This window comes from Xenorhabdus sp. PB61.4, from assembly GCF_963894935.1.
GTDB classification, from domain to species: Bacteria; Pseudomonadota; Gammaproteobacteria; order Enterobacterales; family Enterobacteriaceae; genus Xenorhabdus; species Xenorhabdus stockiae.
This window is the reverse complement of record NZ_CAWQJR010000166.1, coordinates 1-20,636: the sequence shown is the minus strand read 5'-3', so window position 1 is coordinate 20,636 and position 20,636 is coordinate 1. Positions and strand designations below refer to the sequence as shown.

Sequence of the window (20,636 nt, the reverse complement as noted above, 5' to 3'; positions counted from 1 at the left end):
AGCTTATAATCTGCTGGCATATTTGTTTCGGGTTTTCCTCATCCAACGATATAGGTTAGTAACTGTCGCTGCGGCATCAGAACAAAATTCCCGTGAAACAGAGAACCGGCCTGATAATCATCAGTGAGTGTTTTCAGCAATTTTATGGTCACAGTGTGATGAGTGCAGTCAATCTCCACAATTTCTGCTGCATGGAAATCAAAAAATTGCTTCACATGAGGGTAAAGCGCTTTATAAAGACTTTCTTTAATGGAAAAAGCGAGTGTGAATGCCTGAATAAAAGTAAGCGGAGATTTTGCCAGTAATGCTTTCTCAGTTTCATTGATAATGCTGGCTGAAACGCTATCAATAGTTTCCTGCTTTATCTCTTTTTCGATATCAATCCCTACCCATTGATATTTATCACTTGAAGCCGCGAAAACAACAGCACAGTTGGTTGAGTGAGAGATTGAGCCACAAATTCTTTCAGGCCAGATAGGGGAGCGATCCTGTGCTGATTCCACCTGAAATTCAGGATATCCCATGTTATTTAATATATTACAGGCACAGTAACGGGCAGCCAGATATTCCGCCCGACGTTTAGTGACAGCATTTCGTAATCGTTCAGGATAGGTAACACCATATTCAGTAAATAGATCATCCCGATAGCTGCCTTGAGTGAAATAAGCCAACATAATCTGGATATCTGGATGCCCTGATAGTAAGCCCTTTTGTATCGCAGTGAAAAAGGGGTCATTGATGGCAGTTGTCTGTACAGGGGTAAAAGTAATTTCTTTCATTATTGATTGTTCATCGGAAATGTTAATAAATTGTCTTTATACACAATGGATTTCAATATGCATCGCGGCGGCAAGAGAGAGAATCCCCGGGAGCATAGATAACTATGTGACTGGGGTGAGCGAGCGCAGCCAACAAAGAGGCAACTTGAAAGACGAAGTGTATAGCCAATTTTGCCACATTTAGTTTTAGTTCACTAAATCGTTAACTCTTTTTATACTGTGTTTCGACCAATAAGAACAGGGATCTGAAAACAGGGTGTATCTTATTGGTTGAATAACTGTTTGATTCAGTCCAATTTAAAAAAGAGGTAAATGTGGAAATATTAGTGACAGGTGGAATGGGATATATTGGTAGCCATACCTGCGTCCAGATGATTGAAGCAGGGATGACGCCGATTATTGTCGATAACCTGTGTAATGCCAGTCAGGAAGTTCTGGCCCGCATTGAAGCGCTGACGGGTATCAGGCCGTTGTTTTATCAGGGAGATATCCGTGATGAAGCTTTCCTTGATTCTGTTTTTTCCCGTCACTCTATAGCATCCGTTATCCACTTTGCCGGTCTGAAAGCGGTTGGCGAATCAGTCGAAAAACCCCTTGAATATTATGATAATAATGTCAACGGTACATTAGTGTTAGTGCGCAGCATGCACAAAGCAGGCATAAAAAGCATTATTTTCAGCTCATCGGCAACGGTATATGGCGATCCTGAAATTGTTCCCATTACTGAACAGTCTGCGGTAGGTAATACCACCAATCCTTACGGTACAAGTAAATATATGGTTGAGCGTTGCCTGTCTGATTTCCATCATGCTGAAAGTGACTGGTCAGTCGTATTATTGCGTTATTTCAATCCGGTAGGAGCACATCCATCAGGTACGATGGGAGAAGATCCTCAGGGCATTCCTAATAATTTAATGCCATATATTGCTCAGGTAGCGGTAGGCCGTCGAGAGAAACTGTCTGTTTATGGCGATGATTATCCTACTCCGGATGGAACAGGCATCCGCGATTATATCCATGTGATGGATCTGGCTGATGGTCATATTGCGGCACTGAATGCAGTCGGTAAAAAATCTGGCCTGCATATCTATAACCTGGGAACAGGAACAGGTACAAGCGTACTGGATATGGTGGCCGCATTCGGTCAGGCATGTGGTAAACCGGTTCCTTATGAAATTTGCCCACGTCGCCCGGGCGATATTGCAGAATGCTGGTCAAGTCCTGAAAAAGCTGAGCGCGAACTGGGCTGGAAAGCAAGCCGCACTATCGTGGAAATGACCGAAGATGCATGGCGCTGGCAGTCCCAAAACCCTAATGGTTATAAAGCAGGATAATACGCAGCTGGCGCTTTAATCGCATCACACCGACATAGTAGCTACAACGGGCATAAAGGTATTTATGCCCATCGATTCATGTACCGTTCATGAGTACAGGGATTGGCACCTGAATGAGCATTTAGGTTATGTCAAAAATGCAATTTAATCAGGCTGATTATCCACACAGGCGCTATAACCCTTTAACAGGGCAGTGGGTAATCATCTCACCACATCGGCTGAAACGACCGTGGGTTGAGGTAGAGAAACCATTACAGCATCCTGTATCTCCGGGCTACGATAAACAGTGTGCTCTATGCCCGAATAACACGCGTGCCTCAGGGGATATCAATCCTGATTATCAGGATATCTATGTATTTCAGAACGATTATTCAGCCTTATTGCCGGAAACTCCTGCTATTGCCACTGCTGACGATCCTCTGTTTATAAGCAAACCGGCAAGAGGAACCTGCCGCGTTATCTGCTTTTCACCAAACCACAGTAAAACCTTTGCTGAATTATCTCTGACCAATATCTGCCGTATTATTGATGTCTGGAACAGCCACATAGAAGAGCTTGGACAACGCTATATCTGGGTTCAGGTATTTGAGAATAAAGGGGAAATGATGGGGTGTTCCCAGCCTCATCCACACGGACAAATCTGGGCCAGTGATTTTCTGCCTAATGAGCTGACTCGCAAAGATGAGTTACTGAGGCAATATTATGTTCAGCATGGATCTAATTTATTGCTGGATTATGCCAGAGCTGAACAGAAAAATGGTGTGCGTACTGTAGTAGATACCGAATACTGGCTGGCTGTTGTGCCCTATTGGGCGGTGTGGCCGTTTGAAACAATGTTATTGCCGAAAAGCCCTGTCCGGCGTATGAATGAACTGACGAAAGAGCAGCGTGATGATCTGGCTGTTGCGCTGAAAAAACTGACCAGCCGATACGATAACCTGTTCCAATGCTCCTTTTCCTATTCTATGGGCTGGCATTTCGCTCCTTTCTTTACTAATAAGCAGACCGATATTAAGCACTGGCAGTTACATGCTTTGTTTTATCCGCCATTATTGCGTTCAGCAACTGTCCGTAAATTTTTGGTGGGTTATGAGATGCTGGCTGAATCCCAGCGTGATCTGACACCTGAACAGGCTGCACAACGGCTACGGGATGTCAGTGATATTCATTTCAGGAGCTGTAGTCTCTGATAAAGCATTTTATGAGGAAGCACGGTGATGAAAGCGCTAATTCAAAAAGTCACTGAATCTTTTAATGTAGTTTTTCACTCTTCACCGACTCATTTTTTTCAGGCTCCCGGACGGGTGAATTTAATTGGCGAACATACCGACTATAACGAGGGGTTTGTCTTACCCTGTGCGATTGATTACCAGACGGTAGCTGCTGCCGCCAAACGCGATGATACGTTGATCCGGGTGATTGCTGTTGATTACAGTAATGATCGTGATGAGTTCGATCTCTCTCAGCCGATCCTTTTTCATCAGGATAAAATGTGGGCGAATTATATCCGCGGTGTGGTGGTAATGTTGATCCAACATGGCTACTCATTTGGTGGAATGGATATCGCAATAAGCGGGAATATTCCACAGGGAGCCGGTCTCAGCTCTTCGGCATCGCTGGAAGTGGTTATCGGCCTGACCATCAACGTACTTTATCAGCTCGGCATTAATCAGAAATTGATTGCCATTAATGGACAGCAGGCTGAAAATCAATTTGTCGACTGTCAATCCGGCGTTATGGATCAACTTATTTCAGCCTGCGGCGAAGAAGGTCACGCTTTGCTGATTGATTGCCGCGCCCTTGAAATACAGGCTGTTCCGATGCCGGAAAATATCACTGTGATGATTATTAATTCCAATCGACAGCGCGGTCTTGTAGACAGCGAATACAATATACGGCGTCAGCAGTGCGAAGAAGCTGCCCGAATTCTCGGTGTCCGGGCATTGCGGGATGTCTCCATTCATTATTTCAATGCGAAGCAGAAACAATTGGATGCTCTGCTTGCCAAACGTGCACGCCATGTTATTACTGAAAATGGCCGGACTCAGGCTGCTGTTGCTGCTTTAAAGTCAGGAGACTTATCCAGCCTCAGCCAGCTTATGGCTGAATCTCACCGCTCCATGCGTGACGATTTTGAAATTACTGTCCATGAAATCGATGTGCTGGTGGAGATTGTCAAAAATGTTATCGGAGAGCAGGGAGGCGCCCGCATGACGGGAGGTGGTTTTGGCGGTTGTATCGTTGTATTGCTTCCCTCTGATTTGGTGAGCGATGTGAGGCAGGCCATCGAAAGTGAATACCAGATAAAAACTGGCCTGCAAGCGTCTATTTATATTTGTCAGGCAAGCAGGGGAGCAAGCCAATTGATGAATCAGGAATAAATGGCTGGCTTTTATTTTTGGTTAATTTATATTCATATTGAATCTGAGCATAAGTAAACATTTGTCTTATTTATAAAGAGGAGTGTTGTCTTGAGTAGCAATCTGCAATACGAAGAATTACAACAACAATGGTCATCAGTTGATAGTTATCTAAAGAAGAGCCTGTTACATCCTGCATCTCATCTCGAACAAACCCTTGAATATAACGCCAGTCAGGGATTGCCTGCCATTGATGTTTCCGCACTGCAAGGGCAGTTTTTGATGATGATGGTTCAGATCAGCGGAGCAAAACGCATTCTCGAAATCGGCACGTTAGGTGGCTATAGTGCTCAATATATGGCCAAAGCATTACCCGATGATGGTTTACTCATCACGCTGGAAAAAAATCCGAAAATGGTACAGATTGCACGGCGTAATATCGAATTAGCTCAACTTACTCATAAGATTGAAGTTATCGAGGGAGATGCCAATGAGACTTTACCAACACTGACTGAAAGAGCACCTTTTGATCTGATTTTTATTGATGCTGATAAACGGAGTAGCCAGATTTATCTCGATTGGGCAATTAAACTGGGGCGTCCGGGCAGTATTATCATTATGGATAATGTCGTTCGTGGCGGTGCAGTTATCCATGATCAGCGTGATGAGTTCGCTGAAGGTATTCATCAGACACTGGATAAGATACTTAATCGTCCGGAAATCACCGTAACTGCTTTGCAGACGGTGGGGGAAAAAGGCTGGGATGGATTTGCATTGTTACGGATAAATGATGATGTGAATTAATTCTGGCAGGGTAAAACCTTTGTGATATTCCCTTTGGTAGATCCCTGCTGGTGGCACCGTCAGGCGTATTTCAGCCAGAGATCTACCGAGAATTGTACCTGTCGTCTTTCAGGCTGTATTAAAGAGGCAACCTGAAATTCATTGGTCGCTGGCATTTTTTCAACTCCGGATTTTATGGATTTTATCCTCTTTATTTGGTTCATTAATTACTTTGGCTTCTCTTGCTGACTGGCATGCCTTGCGTTCATTTGACTCACGATCTTTAATCACTTTCGCCGTTTCATCTACAGTCGGAAGTGAAAATCCCATATCATCATAGGCCCCGAAACCAGCCAGATGGTAGCTACTGAATGGGGCATCCACAGGAATACGGAATTCCTTTTTTTCTCCCGGTGCCAGTGAATCAAATGAATAGACAATGAGTGATTGCGGGTCGCAGGTTGTATTAAGGGGTAAAATGGCCAGATATCCACCAGCCACAGGCTCATCTCCCTGATTTTGCATTGTACCCCCGACGAAGAATTGTCCTTTTGCTCCCAATCCCATATGGAATAACAGATGAGCTTCTCCTTGTGCCCGCAGTACCGGGCTGAAAAAGCTACTTATCATTAATATCAATAACATTCTGTATGAGTAACTTCCCCGTTTCATTATCTCTCCTCTTTTACTGAATGATTGTATTCCGGCTCAGTGGATTGCCCATATTACTGATTGGATGACGGTGTCAGAGATACACACTTTGCTGTTTTTTTTACATCTTCAGAGTCTGCGTCCTGAGGTTCATTGAGCAGTCTTTTGAACTGTTCAGGATCCAGCAGGGCGATATAGCTGGTTAAATAATGGTTACATCTCAGACTGTCAGTGATATTGAGGCCATCCGATGCTTTAAGGATCGTTGATTTTGAAAGGGATTCATACTCCAGTATGAATGGAATGTCGGGAGGCAGATGAGGCACCAGATCATTTTCATATCTGAATGTTTCATAGTTTGCAAAATGGTTATCGATATAGCTAACAAATTCATGGTTACCGGCTTTTGGGCTGGCAAACAGGCTTGCTTTGTGTTTATCGCCAAGCAGGGGAATATCTCTCATAAGATAGGTTGCAATGACTGCGCCAAGGCTATGACCCAATATAGTATATGCAGTATTGATACCGATGAATTGAGCAACAGCATTGGGAAATCTGAGATGGCTGTAACTATCTTTAGATTCAGGCTCAACAATAGTCAGTTTCAGTGAATTATAAATACTATAGAACCCCATACTGACTTTTTGTTGAGGAGTATCAGCCCACGGCGAGGTGAAAACAGGTACGATATCATGTAATGCTTCAAACAGATTGGAGCTGTCGGTACCCCTGATAACAATGACATACTCTGCCGGCGTTTTTTTATTCTTAGCAATATATCCATAACAAACATGGTTAGGCAGCATAATTAAAAATTGCTGATTACTTTTGGGGTTTACGGAAAAAGAGAGATCATTACCACTAATATAGGCTACCAGATCCCAGCCATCTTCTGCTAAACGCGGGTCTGCGGGGGGAGTCGGATTATTGTAATACTGACTGTTCATCTCTGCTGCATACAGTATCAATGATGCCTGTTGAGCTTCTTTGGTTAACATGTTGTTATACATTATTATTAACTCCTCTTGATACCGCTTGTCTTTCAGGTGGCCTTTTCGTTGTGTCGTCCCTTTTCTTCCGCCGAGGCGCAACTGGAAATCCAGCGGGTATATTATTATTGACTGTGTGTATCTGTCATTCTTGTTGTACTGCAATATCAAATTTTATTAGCATAAAAAATAAAGAAAGGATAATTTAAGCGTATATCATCCTGTCAGAATTTCTGAGAATTTGAGTCATTGATATAGCAGTTCAGTTAAGAGTCGGTATTAGAAAGTACTTGCTATTGTTCAATATCGAATTAATTAATTACTTTTAGTTATATGTAGTTTTGATTTGTTCTTTTTAATCTGTTATCTAACGGCGTTATTCTTCACGGATCTATAAGTCTTACTTTCAAATATTACTGAATATTAAGAGGCTAATATGTCTGCACCACGTTCGGTTCTGGAATTGATCGGGAATACACCGTTGCTGGAACTGACCCATCTGGATACTGGCCCATGCCAACTCTTCATTAAGCTGGAGAATCAGAATCCGGGCGGTTCTATTAAAGACAGAGTTGCACTCTCAATGATTGAACAGGCAGAAAAACAGGGGCTACTGAAACCCGGTGGCACCATCATTGAAGCAACGGCTGGTAATACCGGTATCGGGTTGGCACTGGTTGCTGCCATGAAAGGTTATAAGCTGATACTGGTTGTACCGGATAAGATGAGCAGGGAAAAAATATATCACCTGAGAGCATTGGGAACGGATGTCCGTCTGACCCGTTCTGATGTGGGTAAGGGGCATCCGGAATATTATCAGGATTATGCGTTGCGTCTGTCGAAGGAAATCAGTGGCGCGTATTATATTGATCAGTTTAATAATTCATCTAATTCACTGGCTCATATGACAACGACCGGCCCTGAAATATGGCAGCAGATGGAACATGATGTAGATGCTGTTGTTGTTGGTGTGGGTTCAGGCGGAACACTTGGCGGCTTAAGCCAGTATTTCCGCGAAGTTTCTCCCGATACCCGATTTATTCTTGCTGATCCTAAAGGCTCTATTCTTGCTGATTATGTTGAATACGGCCATTACGATGAAGCAGGAAGCTGGTTCGTTGAAGGGATCGGCGAGGATTTTATCCCACCGCTGGGGGATTTTTCTAATATTAGTCATGCTTACCGGATCAGCGATGCCGAAGCATTTTCCTGTGCAAGGGAGCTACTTTTACAGGAGGGTGTTCTTGTTGGTTCATCTTCAGGTACGTTATTGTCTGCGGCTTTACGCTATTGCCGGGCACAGAAAACACCAAAGCGTGTGGTGACTCTGGCTTGTGATAGTGGCAATAAATATTTATCCAAAATGTTTAATGACTACTGGCTACTGGAACAAGGGCTGCGTTCACAACAGAAAGAAAATGATTTAAGTGATTACGTGACATATCGCTACCGGGATGGCGCGACAGTTTTTGTTTCTCCACAGGATACCCTACAGATTGCACATGGGCGAATGCGGTTGTATGACATTTCGCAACTCCCTGTACTCGATAATGACCAGATTGTCGGCATTATTGATGAGTGGGATTTGATGAATGCCATTCAGGCTGATTCTCATAATTTCTCTTTATCAGTCAGTCAGGCCATGACCAGTCAGGTTAAGACTCTCCATAAAAATGCACCACTGGAGCAACTGGTTGCAACCTTTGATGCGGGTCATGTGGCGCTGATTGTTGATGACAATAAACACTTTATTGGCCTTGTTACCCGTACTGATGTGCTGAACGCATGGCGTCAACAACTCAATTAACCTATTTCAGGAATAACTTAATGACTAAATTTGATACTAAAAGCGTTCACGCCGGCTATGTCCCTGACCATACAGGGGCTGTAATGCCTGCAATCTATGCCACATCCACTTATGCGCAACCTGCACCGGGTCAGCATACGGGATACGAATATTCCCGTAGTGGCAACCCCACGCGTGATGCTCTGGAGCGGGCGATTGCTGAACTGGAAAATGGCAGCCGGGGTTATGCATTTGGCTCGGGTTTAGCAGCCAGTTCGACGATTCTGGAATTACTGGATAAAGACAGCCACATCGTTGCTGTGGATGATCTGTATGGCGGTACTTACCGATTACTGGAAAAAGTGCGTCGCCGGACTGCCGGATTGCGTGTCACCTATGTCGAAGCGGGAGATACTGCGGCACTGGAAGCGGCTATCCAGCCTGATACAAAAATGATTTGGGTGGAAACGCCAACCAATCCATTGCTTAAACTGGCAGATTTGGCCGCCATTGCTCAGATAGCACAACACCATAAGATTATCAGTGTTGCGGATAATACGTTTGCTTCTCCTTATATCCAGCGCCCACTGGATTTAGGGTTTGATATTGTTGTTCACTCTGCAACTAAATACCTGAATGGTCATTCCGATGTTGTTGCCGGCCTTGCGGTAGTGGGAAACAATGCTGAATTGGCCGAGCAGCTTGCTTTCCTGCAAAATTCAATTGGCGGGATCCTTGACCCTTTCAGTAGTTTCCTTGTCTTGCGTGGTATACGGACACTATCACTGCGTATGGAAAGACATATCAGCAATGCAGAAAAAATTGCCCACTGGCTGGAACAGCAGCCACAAATAGAAAAAGTCTTTTATCCCGGTCTTGATTCCCATCCTCAGCATGAGCTGGCGAAGCGTCAGATGAAAGGGGCCGGTGGCATGATTTCTATTGTGCTGAAAGGGGATGATGATGCGACTCATCGGATGATAAAAGCACTGAAACTATTCACACTGGCAGAAAGTCTGGGTGGCGTGGAAAGTCTGGTTGGTCAGCCATTTACCATGACTCATGCATCTATTCCATTGGAAAAACGTTTAGCGGCAGGCATTACACCGCAATTGATCCGTCTTTCAGTGGGTGTTGAGAATGTGGATGATTTGATTGCCGATTTATCGCAGGCTCTTAGCGCAGCAAATCTGTAAATCTGAAATAAAATGCCAGCCCGGTTTTCGGGTTGGCATTTTTTGTGTTTTTTATTTCTATACAGATTCAGCTTTGCCAGCCATTTCTATAGCATGGCCTACTCGTAGTACTGTTGCATCATCCATTGCCCGGCCAATCAATTGGATACCGATAGGCAGGTCTTGTTTATCCTTCGCTACAGGCAGTGTTAAGGCCGGTAGCCCCGTGATATTGGCCGGAATGCATAGACGAAGATAGGCATTTGTGACGTTTTCCTCAGAATTGTCAGACCAGATAAACGATTCCTGCCCGACGAACGCTGCTGTCTCAGGGACTGTGGGCGTGAGTAAGATATCGATATCATTAAATAACGCATTCCATTGCTGGCATATCATCCGTCTGGCTCGTTGGGCTTTCAGATAATCTCCGGCAGGTAATAACTGTCCTGTTTCAAAGAAAGTCCTCACATCATCCCCATACAGTGATGCAGACTTACGTAAAGTACGGGAATGTATTGAAGCCGCTTCAGCCGCTGTGATGCCCCATTGGGTTGGCATTAGGTAATCAGCCAGAGGTATGTTGACTATCCTGATTTCGGCTCCCTGCTGTTTAAGGCATTCTGCGGTCTGTTTTACTGCCGCTATCACTGATTCAGCAACCTGATCAAAATAATAGTTTTGTGGGATGCCAATCCGTAAGCCTTTAATTTCCTGTTTAGAGAAATCCGTATAATTTGTATTCAGTGCCTGACGGCTTGTCGGGTCACGTTCATCAAAGCCCGTTAATGCCTGTAATATTAATCCGGCATCTTCAACTGTTCGGGTCATTGGCCCGGCATGATCCAGTGACCATGCCAGTGGCGTAACACCATAACAGGAAACTAATCCATAAGTCGGTTTAAAGCCGACAATTCCGCACAGTGCTGCTGGTATTCTGATAGAACCGCCGGTATCTGTTCCCATTGCTGCCAATACCCCACCGTAGGCTACCGCAGCAGCAGAGCCACCACTGGAGCCGCCAACGATACGACGAGTATCAAGAGGATTACGTGTTTGTGGAGTAATGACACCAAATGCGAATTCGTGAGTATGAGTTTTCCCCAGTAAGATGGCTCCCGCACGATGCAAAGCATCAGTTACCGCACTGTTGGACTGGGCGATATGTTCTGCCCGCACTTTAGAGCTGGCTGTAGTCGGCTTACCGGCGACATCGAACAGATCTTTTAATGCCAGAGGAACCCCATGTAACGGCCCGCGATATTTTCCCTGACTGATTTCACGTTCTGCTTGTTTGGCCTGTTCCCGTGCTTCTTCCGCCCAGACAGAGACAAAAGCATTAATTTCTGGCTCTGCTATTTCTATATTGGCAAGGGCGGCATCAACCAGTTCTACCGGAGATAATGTCTGTGCAGCAATCGCTTGACTGGCTTGAGAAATAGTCAGGTTTTTCAGGTCGATCATATTTTTCTTTCCTCTCCGGCATTGAAAGTCGGTGCCGGAAGATCAGCATCATCCATCGGCAGTTCATCTAATCGGGCGATTGCCGTACGGATATGATGCAGTGCTCCTGCAATATATTGCGAGCGTTCTGCATCCAGTATCAGGCCGACACTGGCTGCCAGTTTTTGTGTTTCTTCCGCAGATAAAGGATCAGGTACTGTTACATTCATATTATTTCCTTAACGGTATTGAGATATTTTTATTCAATATTGTCAGTAGAATAGCCAGTAAAACCAGAGCTATGATTACTGCTCCGTAGACATTGACCGCAACCAGCAAACCTGACTGATGTGCAAGATAACCGATAGCAACTGTAGGAACACTGTTGGCAAGGTAACTTTCAATATAAAAAGCGCCCATCAGACCGCCTCTTTCATGAGGTTCAGCCAGTGGTAATACGGTTCGTATCGCACCAAGAAAGGTTGCGCCAAATCCGAACCCAGTGATAACTGAGCCTGTCAGCAATAGCATGACATATTCCCGATTTGCAGCCAGTAGGATCAGTAATAACCCTGTTGCTAAAGCGAGTTCACCTGATAACAGGGTCATAAAAGAGGTCAGTTTACGTGCGGCGATGATTGCAACCGCACCACTGAGCGTTAATGCTGCGACTGAAAGACCTCCCATCCACGGTGATGTTGTATGAGTTGTTGTAACAATCAGTGATGGCATGAGGGATAAGTAGAATCCACCGATCATCCACACAGCAAAATTGGCCGGGGTGATTGCCCGTAACGCACTGCGGGCCTGTACGGGCACCATAATGCGAGGGCGCAGGCTTTCCCATGCTCCCGAACGACGTTGTACAGTTTCAGGAGCCAGTTGGGTAAGAATGAATACCACCAAAAACACAATCAGTAATAAGATATATATGGTGTGGAGTGGGCCGGAAGCAAATACAAGCAATGTGGTACTGCCTAATGCTCCGGCAGCCATACCGAGCATCGGTGCAATACTGTTAATCAGCGCTCCGCGTTCTCTGTTCATATCCAACAGAGCAGCTCCTACAGAAGCCGTCGCCAAGCCGGTTGCCAACCCTTGTATAATGCGTGCACCTACCAGCCATGCGGGATCCGAGGCCAGTAAAAAAGTACTCATTGATATGATTTGTAACAATAAGGCTAAACTGATCACCGGTCGTCGCCCTATATGATCTGATAAACGCCCTGCTATCAATAAAGCCAGCAACAGGGCTAGTGCATAGGCGGCAAAGATTACCGTCAGTAACGTTGAGCTGAATCCCCATTCATGCTGGTAAATACGATAAAGTGGCGTAGGTGCACTGGATGCCGCTAAGAACGCCATTAGTGTGATGGCATGAAGTACAGTCGCGGCCTGGTAAGACATCCGATTTTTATGAGATTGTGGGCAGTAATCAGGTGTGTTATTTGACATAACAACTCCATAAAAGCAAAATGTTAGCTTTAATGATGCTACAAGAATTACCTTACTAACGCAATTTTTTTGCTTTAGTGCGTTTATGTGAATAGTGAAAGAAGTAGGAGCAGAGAAAGAAATGACTCACAGAGCAGCACCGCGTCCCGGTGGTCGTAGTGCCCGCGTGCAGGCGGCTGTCCATCAGGCTGTGCGGGAATTACAACAAGAACTTTCCCGTACTGAACTGACTGTGCCCGCGATTGCTGCCCGTGCAGGTGTAACACCATCAACTATTTATCGCCGCTGGGGTGATTTGTCACAATTACTGGCAGATGTTGCGGTTGAAGAGCTACGGCCGGATCACTCTCCTGCTGAAACAGGTTCATTTCGCACAGATCTTCTGACATGGCTTGAGCAATACTTTGAAGAGATGTCATCTGAACCCGGTCGGGCAATGTTAAGAGATGTACTGGGTACGCCGGGCCATGAATATGCAGGTAAGTGTGATGGATGTATACGCCAGCAAATAGAGGCAATCTGTCAGCGGGCACTGGAAAAAGGCGAAAAGCCAATTTCTGTTGATTTGATTATTTCGGGTGTTGTTGCACCGTTAATGTATCGCATCCTGTTTGCAAATGATCCCCCTACAAGTGAACAGATACACACATTTTTCGAACAGTTGGAAGCAAGGTAAAGCGAGTTATATTATTCTTAACGTTCCGTGAACAAAGGAGAATGGTTATGGCTGTTTTAGATATACTCACAATTCCTGATGAAAGACTGAAACAGAAATGTGTTGATGTCGCCCATGTTGAAGATATCCAAACGTTGGTTGATGATATGCTGGAAACAATGTATGACACGGATAATGGCATTGGGCTGGCCGCACCTCAGGTAGGAAGAAGAGAATCTGTATTAGTTATTGATATTTCACCAGATCGGAATCAGCCTCTGGTTTTAATCAATCCTAAAATCGTTGAAAAAGAACGGAAGGTTGTGAATCAGGAAGGCTGCTTATCAATTCCCGGTTATTATGCTGATGTGGAACGATTTGAAAAAGTGAAAGTAGAAGCGCTGGATCGAAACGGTCAGGCTATCACTGTGGAAAGTGACGATTTTCTTTCTATCGTGATGCAGCATGAAATTGACCATTTGCACGGTATTATTTTCATCGATTATTTATCGCCATTAAAAAGACAAATGGCACTAAAAAAAGTGAAAAAATATTTGAGCAGCAGAGTAAGTTAGCGGGTAAGGGTAAGTATATAGGTTAATATTTTCCAGTCACTATCGCTATGGTGACTGGAATAAGCGGGGATCAGAAATTAGTGAAGTTTAAGTGGCAACACTAATCAGAACCTATGAAAAAGTGACGGGCTAATAATGGCGCGGTAAGGCTTTTCTTTAAATAAAAACCACGGGGAAGTGTCATAATCGGCTGTCCATATTCACCGATAGCTTCCGTTAATGCCCGGCTGTTCGCCGCTTTTGGGCGCAATTGCAAGACTTCACCATGACGGGCTGTAATACTCTCAACTTTGCCTAACACGATAAGATCCATCAATTCTTCCCAATCACATCTCAATAACTCTTCTTCAACCGGATTTGGGCTCCAGAGGAGCGGAGAACCAACACGACGTTCAGCAAGCGGGATCTCTCTTTCCCCTTCAACCGGCACCCATAAAACACGGGACAGCTTACGCCTGACATGGCAGTTTTCCCATGTGATGCCGCTGTTGCCAGTTAAAGGAGCAACGCAGACAAAAGTGGTTTCCAGCGGCGTGCCTTTTCTGTCTACCGGGATTGTTTTCAGTTCGACACCAATATGCTCAAAATCTTGTTCTGGCTTACTTCCCGCACTTGCGCCCAGATAATATTCAAGCAACATGCCCACCCAGCCTTTGTCCCGTTTCAGATTAGGCGGTATGGGAATGCGGGCTTGTGTAGCCAGTTCTCCTAACGTTAAGCCTGCCAGAGACTGGGCTCGCTTGAAGAGTTGTTGTTCGTTTTCTGGTGGTGCTGGTGGTGTGAATTGCATGATTATAAGATATATTTAGCCTTGTCTAAAAAATGAACACAATGGTTGTATGATTTCATTATGAGTTTATCAGTATGCGGATTAACCAGATAATGACATGATATACAAGATATTTTAATTCTTGTTCTTCGTATTAAAAATAAACTCATTATGATTGTTCACCTATTCACCGTGATAATAAACAGGATCTTACACCATGTTATCCACAGAACTATGGGATAAGTGATGAAAATTGCGATCACTGGTTTGATTTACAGCCTTATCTAAGGTGGTTTTCTACAAAAACCGTGTGTTTTTGTTTAACTAAAAGGCATATCCTGTGGATAAATTCATCATTGGTTGATATTTGTGCAGTGTAAGAAAAATAGAAAACTGTGATATTCCGCACAGGTTGAGGTAATGCACGTTATAAACATTAACATAATGAAAAATAATAGGTATTTATTTAATCTTATCAGACGATTGAAAGGGGTAAAGAAAATTATACCTGCCTTACCCCTGACTTTTTCACATACATATCCACAGAAAAAGTGAATAAAATTATCATTGCCAGACTATAATTGTTTATAACTTTCGCTTTTTCTGTGAATTATCCTTCCGGAGGTGTAAACCATGCAGATTTAAAGTCAAACCATCCAAAAGTATTCATTTTCACCCCTCTCATACTTCTTTGCCCCTGTAATTCAAGCCAATGATGGAATAGTGGATGTAACCTATGTTCATCAACGATTTTTTCACACCACTCTTCAACATTCAGCTTATCCTGTCGCCATAAAGAAACCTCGCTGTTTAAATCGCTGCTAAGACATTTTTTCAGCAAGGGTATTTCGTAAAGAGTTGCAAACAGTGAAAACTCCAGCGGCTTATAAAAATTGGCCGTGGCTAACCAGACATCGCTTTCGGCATCGCCATTGAACCATGTTTCGTAATCCACAATATTGATAGTCAGCTCAACACCATACTTTGCCAGAATAACTTGCAGGATTTTACTGATAGTATGGTATTCATGATGTTGTTGATAAAAAGTGACAGTCAGGCTGGTAATATCTTCCGGTTTCTGGCGTTGTGGGAGGAGCTTGCTGTGATGCCAGCGTAGCAATAACCCATAAGCCGGTGACCAGTGGCGCTGATAGAAAGGATCACAGTTCGCTAATAAATTAATCGGGGTGAGTAAACTACACAGCCAATCACGCACTTCTTGCCTGGCACATTTCGCCGAGCGTTGATCACTTAACAGGAAATAACAGCCTTCTTCCATTCGGCTATCCAATGAATTGTTATTGTTGCCATCGTTTCCCAGATGCAGAGTTGTACAAACCAGTTTTTCCGTCAATTCAGGATGAATTGAGATATTCACTTCATCAAGTAGCGCCCTGAAACCAAAATAGTGATCAAATGCTTTAATTTTTAATTTATGGCTATTATTGGTAACGACCTGATAAGGGCCGGTTCCGACTGGGCGTTGAGCAAAGTTGGGCAGGTTTTTCCATTCTTGTGGCAGGATCATGGCATGAGGGCTGCCCATCAGAAAGTCAAACCGAGTGTCAGGCTGATGAAGAAAGATATCTACCGTATAGGGAATAGTGGAGGTGATTTTTTTAATGTGGGAAAAAAGCGGAAAGCTTTTTAAATGCTCCAGTGAGCTGATGATATCTTTTGCCTGTAATTCTCTGCCGTGGTGGAAATAGATGGCTGGCCGCAGATAAAAACGCCAATGATGTTCTGTCATTTGCTGCCAGTGATGAGCCAGATCACCTTCCACTTCCTCTTTTTCCTCATTTATACGGGTTAACCCATTGAAAATTTGCCGTATCAGGTGAATTTCTGAACGCCTGAGGGCTGTGCCGGGTAATAAATTTGGAAATGGACGATAGTAAATGATGCGTAATGTGCTTTTCCCTTGCCTGAAATTGCGCTCCAGTTGCGATAGTACCATTTGGCGCACGGTATTTTTGTCACCGACTAAATGAACCAGTTCCTCAATGTCTTCCTGTTCGAACAGCTTTTCTGCCCGCTGTTGCTGGAGTTCTAGTCCACTGCGCAGAAAGTGGAGCCGGGAACGTTTTCCTCTGCCGGCTTCAGCGTGCCAGCGTAACCAGCCAGCTTGCTGCATATTATTTAATAGGGAACGGACATGGCGACGTGAACAGTGCAGGATATCAGCGAGTATCTGGAGTGTGGTTTCAGAATTTTCGCCCTGATAATGCTGCCATAACTGAATGAACTGTTGTTGCAGGCGAGGGTTCGGCATAAAAGAGGAACTCCACTGATTTTTCCATCAATTTTTATTTCCTTATATTAAGCCGATAATAAGTCAGATTTAAAGTCATTTATAAGTGGAAAGTTATCACTTATTGACTCCCGATTTTTTGAGTAATGGTATATTTACCAGCCAGTAAGGCGACTTACTGGCCTATTTTCTTTTATACTGGATTAATTTTTACCGATGATATTTTGAGCAATAATATCACCCATTTCATCAGTGCTGATAGCCTCTCCGTTACCCGCTAAATCAGCGGTTCTATAACCCTGTTCCAGTGCAGCATTGACTGCTGTTTCAATGGCATCAGCAATATCATCACGTTTAATGCTGTAACGAAGCAAGAGAGCGGTGGATAGGATCTGGGCGATTGGATTAGCAATATTTTTTCCTGCGATATCCGGAGCAGAACCCCCGGCAGGTTCATATAAACCAAATCCTTTCTCATTCAGGCTGGCAGAAGGCAGCATACCCATTGAACCGGTTATCATGGCACATTCATCAGACAGAATATCACCAAAGATATTGGAGCAAAGCAGTACATCAAACTGGGAAGGTGCTTTGATGAGCTGCATCGTGGCATTGTCGATATACATGTGATTGATTTCAACGTCAGGATATTCTTTCGCAATTTCACTGACAATTTCACGCCACAGAACAGAACTTTGCAAAACATTGGCTTTATCAATCGAAGTCACTTTATGCCGACGTTTGCGGGCCGATTCGAAAGCAATACGGGCAATTCTTTCTATTTCAAACCGATGGTAGACTTCCGTGTCGAAAGCGCGTTCGTACCTTCCTTCACCTTCCCGTCCTTTGGGCTGACCGAAATAGATCCCGCCTGTCAGTTCACGGACACATAAAATATCGAAACCTTTTTCCGCAATATCATGACGCAGCGGACAAAAAGACGCCAGGCTGGTATATAAGTGTGCCGGACGTAGATTACTGAATAGCTTGAAATGCTTGCGCAGTGGCAACAATGCTCCGCGTTCTGGCTGGCTGGCCGGGGGTAAATGCTCCCATTTAGGGCCACCGACAGAGCCAAACAGAATTGCATCTGCTTTTTCACAACCAGCCACAGTGGCTTCAGGTAAAGGACAACCATGCCTATCAATGGCAATCCCTCCAACATCATATTCACTGGTTGTGATGCGAATAGAAAAACGACGACGAATAGCATCCAGTACTTTATAGGCTTGCTTCATGACTTCCGGGCCAATACCGTCACCGGGCAACACCGCAATATGATAATGAGCCGGATTATCGTGAACAGGTTCCTGTTGTTTTGCTATAGAGTGGGTAGACATTGTTATTTAGTTTCCTTTGTTGTACTTTTGGAAATATTGTCTTGTATGCGTTGTTTTTCTTTTTTGACCTGTTCTGCCTGCCAGATATTGTTCAGCGCGTGGATCATTGCTTTAGCAGAAGACTCAATCACATCTGTCTCTAACCCCACGCCATGAAAACGGCGACCAAAGCACTCTACGATAATATTGACCTGACCAAGTGCGTTCTTCCCATGTCCTTTGCCGGATAATTGATAGGAAAGTAATTTTATCGGATAGCCCGTAATCCTGTTCATAGCATGATAGATAGCATCGACAGTCCCGTTTCCGGTTGCTGCTTCAGATTTAATTTCTTCACCGCAGGCCAGACGCACTGTTGCTGTTGATACTATGCTGGTTCCGGACTGAATACTGAAATAATCCAGACGATAGTGCTCGTCTTCCTGCTGTTGCTGATTAATGAACACCAGCGCTTCCAGATCGTAATCGAAGACCTGACCTTTTTTATCAGCCAGTTTCAGGAAGGCTTCATACAGGGCATCCAGATCATAATCTTTCTCCTGATAGCCCATTTCAGTCATGCGATGTTTTACGGCAGAGCGGCCAGAGCGGGAAGTCAGATTCAGTTGGGTATCTTTCAGGCCGATGGAATCCGGTGTCATGATTTCGTAGGTTTCACGGTTTTTCAGAACACCATCCTGATGAATGCCGGATGAATGGGCGAAAGCATTGCTGCCCACAACCGCTTTATGGGCCGGAATTGGAGTATTACAAATTTGACTGACTAACTGGCTGGTACGATAAATTTCTTTATGGTTAATATTGGTATGAACCCCCAACATTTGCTGGCGGGTTTTTATCGCCATAATCACTTCTTCCAGTGAACAGTTTCCGGCTCGTTCACCCAGACCGTTAATGGTTCCTTCAACTTGTCTGGCACCCGCCTGAACGGCAGTAATGGAGTTAGCGACTGACATCCCCAAATCGTCATGGCAATGGACAGAAATAATTGCCTTATCAATATTAGGTACGCGATTAAATAAGGTTTTAATAATACCGCCAAATTGGTAGGGAGTTGTATAACCGACGGTATCAGGAATATTGATGGTCGTTGCGCCTGCTTTTATGGCCTGCTCGACGATGCGGCACAAGTTATCGATATCTGAGCGTCCTGCATCTTCACAGGAGAATTCCACATCATCGGTATACCTGCGCGCGCGTTTAATAGAGCGAACCGCCATTTCGACGATATCATCAAACCCTTTTTTTAATTTATGTTCAACATGCAGGTTGGAAGTAGCCAATACCATATGCAGGCGGAAAGCTTCTGCAACACTCAGAGCTTCTGCCGAAACATCGATATCATTATCAACACAACGGGACAGGGCACAGATACGGCTGTTTTTGATCTCGCGGGCGATAGTCCGGACTGATTCAAAATCGCCGGGGGAAGAAACGGGGAAACCCGCTTCAATAATATCAACGCCCAGCCTTTCCAGTGCATAAGCGATTTGCAGTTTTTCTTTGACACTCAGACTGGCCTGTAACGCCTGTTCACCATCTCGCAATGTGGTATCGAAAATAATAACTTGCTGGCTCATAGTTGTGCTCCTGTCAATGGGTTGTCATGTTTTAGTTTTTTTAGGGCGCCGAGCAGGTATAAAAAAACCCGCGTTAGCGCGGGTTTTTATCTCTGGTAAAGATTAACTCTGAATTCAATCTACCAGCATACCGCGCACATTAAAGGCGTTTAGTAGTAGGCTTAGTAGACGAATATTGTGAATCATGTAAGTCAACCTTTGAAAATCTGTTAATTGAGTATTACCGTTTCGATATAATTATTGATACGTCATCTGAAAAACATTGTCAAGCAGTACAAATTTAGGCCGGGAATGAATAATGTGCATTAATAGGTTTTTTTTTGACCTTTTCATAGCCGGAGTGACTATTTTTTACATTTTTAACGATGTTTTTATCTATTTTTCACATCTATATATGAAGTAAAATCCGGCCCTAATGGATAATAAATATAATGCTTATAATGTTATAAAGATGTTTATTAACGGGACAGGGATAGAATGAATACTCACTATGGTGTTCTTGGATTACTAATCAATAACTATATTAATTATAAATATATTAACGAAAAGCATTTATTCATCATATGAATAAACTGTGCTTCTGTGCGCTGGAAAATAACCAGCCATAGTTAACATAACAATTTAATCCGATTGAAAAGTTTATATAAATAAATTTATAAGGATTATTCTAATTCAGAATTATGGGTTAATAATTTATTTTTGATTATTTTTAAT

18 protein-coding genes are annotated in these 20,636 nt (G+C 43.9%); 8 read left to right on the top strand and 10 right to left on the bottom strand.

Going from position 1 to position 20,636, the window contains the following annotated elements; translation table 11 throughout:
• Positions 1–38: 38 nt before the first annotated feature.
• Positions 39–779, bottom strand: coding sequence for a 4'-phosphopantetheinyl transferase family protein (locus AACX68_RS12270; RefSeq protein ID WP_228859329.1), 741 nt, complete (start codon positions 777–779; stop codon positions 39–41).
• Positions 780–1,093: 314 nt separating this feature from the next.
• Between AACX68_RS12270 and galE the strand changes: the two genes are divergently transcribed.
• The 4 genes from galE (at position 1,094) to AACX68_RS12250 (ending at position 5,277) form a co-directional block, all read left to right on the top strand.
• A complete protein-coding gene (gene galE, locus AACX68_RS12265) occupies positions 1,094–2,113 on the top strand; it encodes a UDP-glucose 4-epimerase GalE (RefSeq protein WP_228859328.1) in 1,020 nt (339 codons plus the stop codon).
• Between the two features lie 128 nt (positions 2,114–2,241).
• Positions 2,242–3,303 (top strand): UDP-glucose--hexose-1-phosphate uridylyltransferase, encoded by a 1,062-nt coding sequence (locus tag AACX68_RS12260; protein ID WP_228859327.1) that lies wholly within the window; start codon positions 2,242–2,244, stop codon positions 3,301–3,303.
• Positions 3,304–3,330: 27 nt separating this feature from the next.
• Positions 3,331–4,494 carry a galactokinase gene (gene galK, locus AACX68_RS12255; RefSeq protein ID WP_228859326.1) on the top strand — a complete coding sequence of 388 codons (1,164 nt, stop codon included), beginning with the start codon at positions 3,331–3,333 and terminating at the stop codon, positions 4,492–4,494.
• A gap of 90 nt (positions 4,495–4,584) precedes the next feature.
• Positions 4,585–5,277 carry an O-methyltransferase gene (locus AACX68_RS12250; RefSeq protein WP_228859325.1) on the top strand — a complete coding sequence of 231 codons (693 nt, stop codon included), beginning with the start codon at positions 4,585–4,587 and terminating at the stop codon, positions 5,275–5,277.
• 159 nt (positions 5,278–5,436) lie between these two features.
• On the opposite strand, the gene AACX68_RS12245 is transcribed toward AACX68_RS12250, so the two are convergent.
• Together AACX68_RS12245 and AACX68_RS12240 are read right to left on the bottom strand one after the other, a co-directional pair.
• Positions 5,437–5,928: a membrane-associated Zn-dependent protease 1 gene (locus tag AACX68_RS12245; RefSeq protein WP_228859324.1), complete on the bottom strand. Its 492-nt coding sequence runs from the start codon at positions 5,926–5,928 to the stop codon at positions 5,437–5,439.
• A gap of 53 nt (positions 5,929–5,981) precedes the next feature.
• The gene (locus AACX68_RS12240; protein ID WP_228859323.1) at positions 5,982–6,917 is read right to left on the bottom strand and encodes a lipase family protein; all 936 of its coding nucleotides are present in this window, start codon (positions 6,915–6,917) and stop codon (positions 5,982–5,984) included.
• Between the two features lie 415 nt (positions 6,918–7,332).
• Between AACX68_RS12240 and AACX68_RS12235 the strand changes: the two genes are divergently transcribed.
• Positions 7,333–8,703 carry a pyridoxal-phosphate dependent enzyme gene (locus AACX68_RS12235; protein WP_228859322.1) on the top strand — a complete coding sequence of 457 codons (1,371 nt, stop codon included), beginning with the start codon at positions 7,333–7,335 and terminating at the stop codon, positions 8,701–8,703.
• A gap of 20 nt (positions 8,704–8,723) precedes the next feature.
• On the top strand, positions 8,724–9,878 hold the full coding sequence (locus AACX68_RS12230) for a trans-sulfuration enzyme family protein (RefSeq protein WP_228859321.1): 1,155 nt from the start codon (positions 8,724–8,726) through the stop codon (positions 9,876–9,878).
• A gap of 57 nt (positions 9,879–9,935) precedes the next feature.
• Here AACX68_RS12230 and AACX68_RS12225 read toward each other — a convergent pair whose 3' ends face one another.
• Genes AACX68_RS12225 through AACX68_RS12215 form a run of 3 tightly spaced genes read right to left on the bottom strand, consistent with a single transcriptional unit; the run spans position 9,936 to position 12,752 of the window.
• The gene (locus tag AACX68_RS12225; protein WP_228859320.1) at positions 9,936–11,318 is read right to left on the bottom strand and encodes an amidase; all 1,383 of its coding nucleotides are present in this window, start codon (positions 11,316–11,318) and stop codon (positions 9,936–9,938) included.
• Positions 11,315–11,527: a hypothetical protein gene (locus AACX68_RS12220; protein ID WP_228859319.1), complete on the bottom strand. Its 213-nt coding sequence runs from the start codon at positions 11,525–11,527 to the stop codon at positions 11,315–11,317. The genes AACX68_RS12225 and AACX68_RS12220 overlap by 4 nt, the downstream gene beginning before the upstream one ends.
• A gap of 1 nt (position 11,528) precedes the next feature.
• Positions 11,529–12,752 (bottom strand): MFS transporter, encoded by a 1,224-nt coding sequence (locus AACX68_RS12215; RefSeq protein WP_228859318.1) that lies wholly within the window; start codon positions 12,750–12,752, stop codon positions 11,529–11,531.
• A gap of 121 nt (positions 12,753–12,873) precedes the next feature.
• Here AACX68_RS12215 and AACX68_RS12210 point away from each other — a divergent pair, with 121 nt between their 5' ends.
• Together AACX68_RS12210 and def are read left to right on the top strand one after the other, a co-directional pair.
• A complete protein-coding gene (locus tag AACX68_RS12210) occupies positions 12,874–13,428 on the top strand; it encodes a TetR/AcrR family transcriptional regulator (protein WP_228859317.1) in 555 nt (184 codons plus the stop codon).
• A 47-nt stretch (positions 13,429–13,475) separates the two neighbouring features.
• On the top strand, positions 13,476–13,982 hold the full coding sequence (def, locus tag AACX68_RS12205) for a peptide deformylase (RefSeq protein ID WP_228859316.1): 507 nt from the start codon (positions 13,476–13,478) through the stop codon (positions 13,980–13,982).
• Positions 13,983–14,082: 100 nt separating this feature from the next.
• Here def and mutH read toward each other — a convergent pair whose 3' ends face one another.
• From mutH to leuA, 4 genes are all read right to left on the bottom strand, one after another.
• Positions 14,083–14,772, bottom strand: coding sequence for a DNA mismatch repair endonuclease MutH (gene mutH, locus AACX68_RS12200; protein ID WP_228859315.1), 690 nt, complete (start codon positions 14,770–14,772; stop codon positions 14,083–14,085).
• A gap of 589 nt (positions 14,773–15,361) precedes the next feature.
• Complete coding sequence (sgrR, locus tag AACX68_RS12195; RefSeq protein WP_228859314.1) at positions 15,362–17,023, bottom strand: HTH-type transcriptional regulator SgrR; 1,662 nt, start codon at positions 17,021–17,023, stop codon at positions 15,362–15,364.
• A gap of 182 nt (positions 17,024–17,205) precedes the next feature.
• Positions 17,206–18,342, bottom strand: coding sequence for a 3-isopropylmalate dehydrogenase (gene leuB, locus AACX68_RS12190; RefSeq protein ID WP_228859313.1), 1,137 nt, complete (start codon positions 18,340–18,342; stop codon positions 17,206–17,208).
• A gap of 2 nt (positions 18,343–18,344) precedes the next feature.
• A complete protein-coding gene (gene leuA, locus AACX68_RS12185; RefSeq protein WP_228859312.1) occupies positions 18,345–19,922 on the bottom strand; it encodes a 2-isopropylmalate synthase in 1,578 nt (525 codons plus the stop codon).
• Between the last annotated feature and the right edge of the window lie 714 nt (positions 19,923–20,636).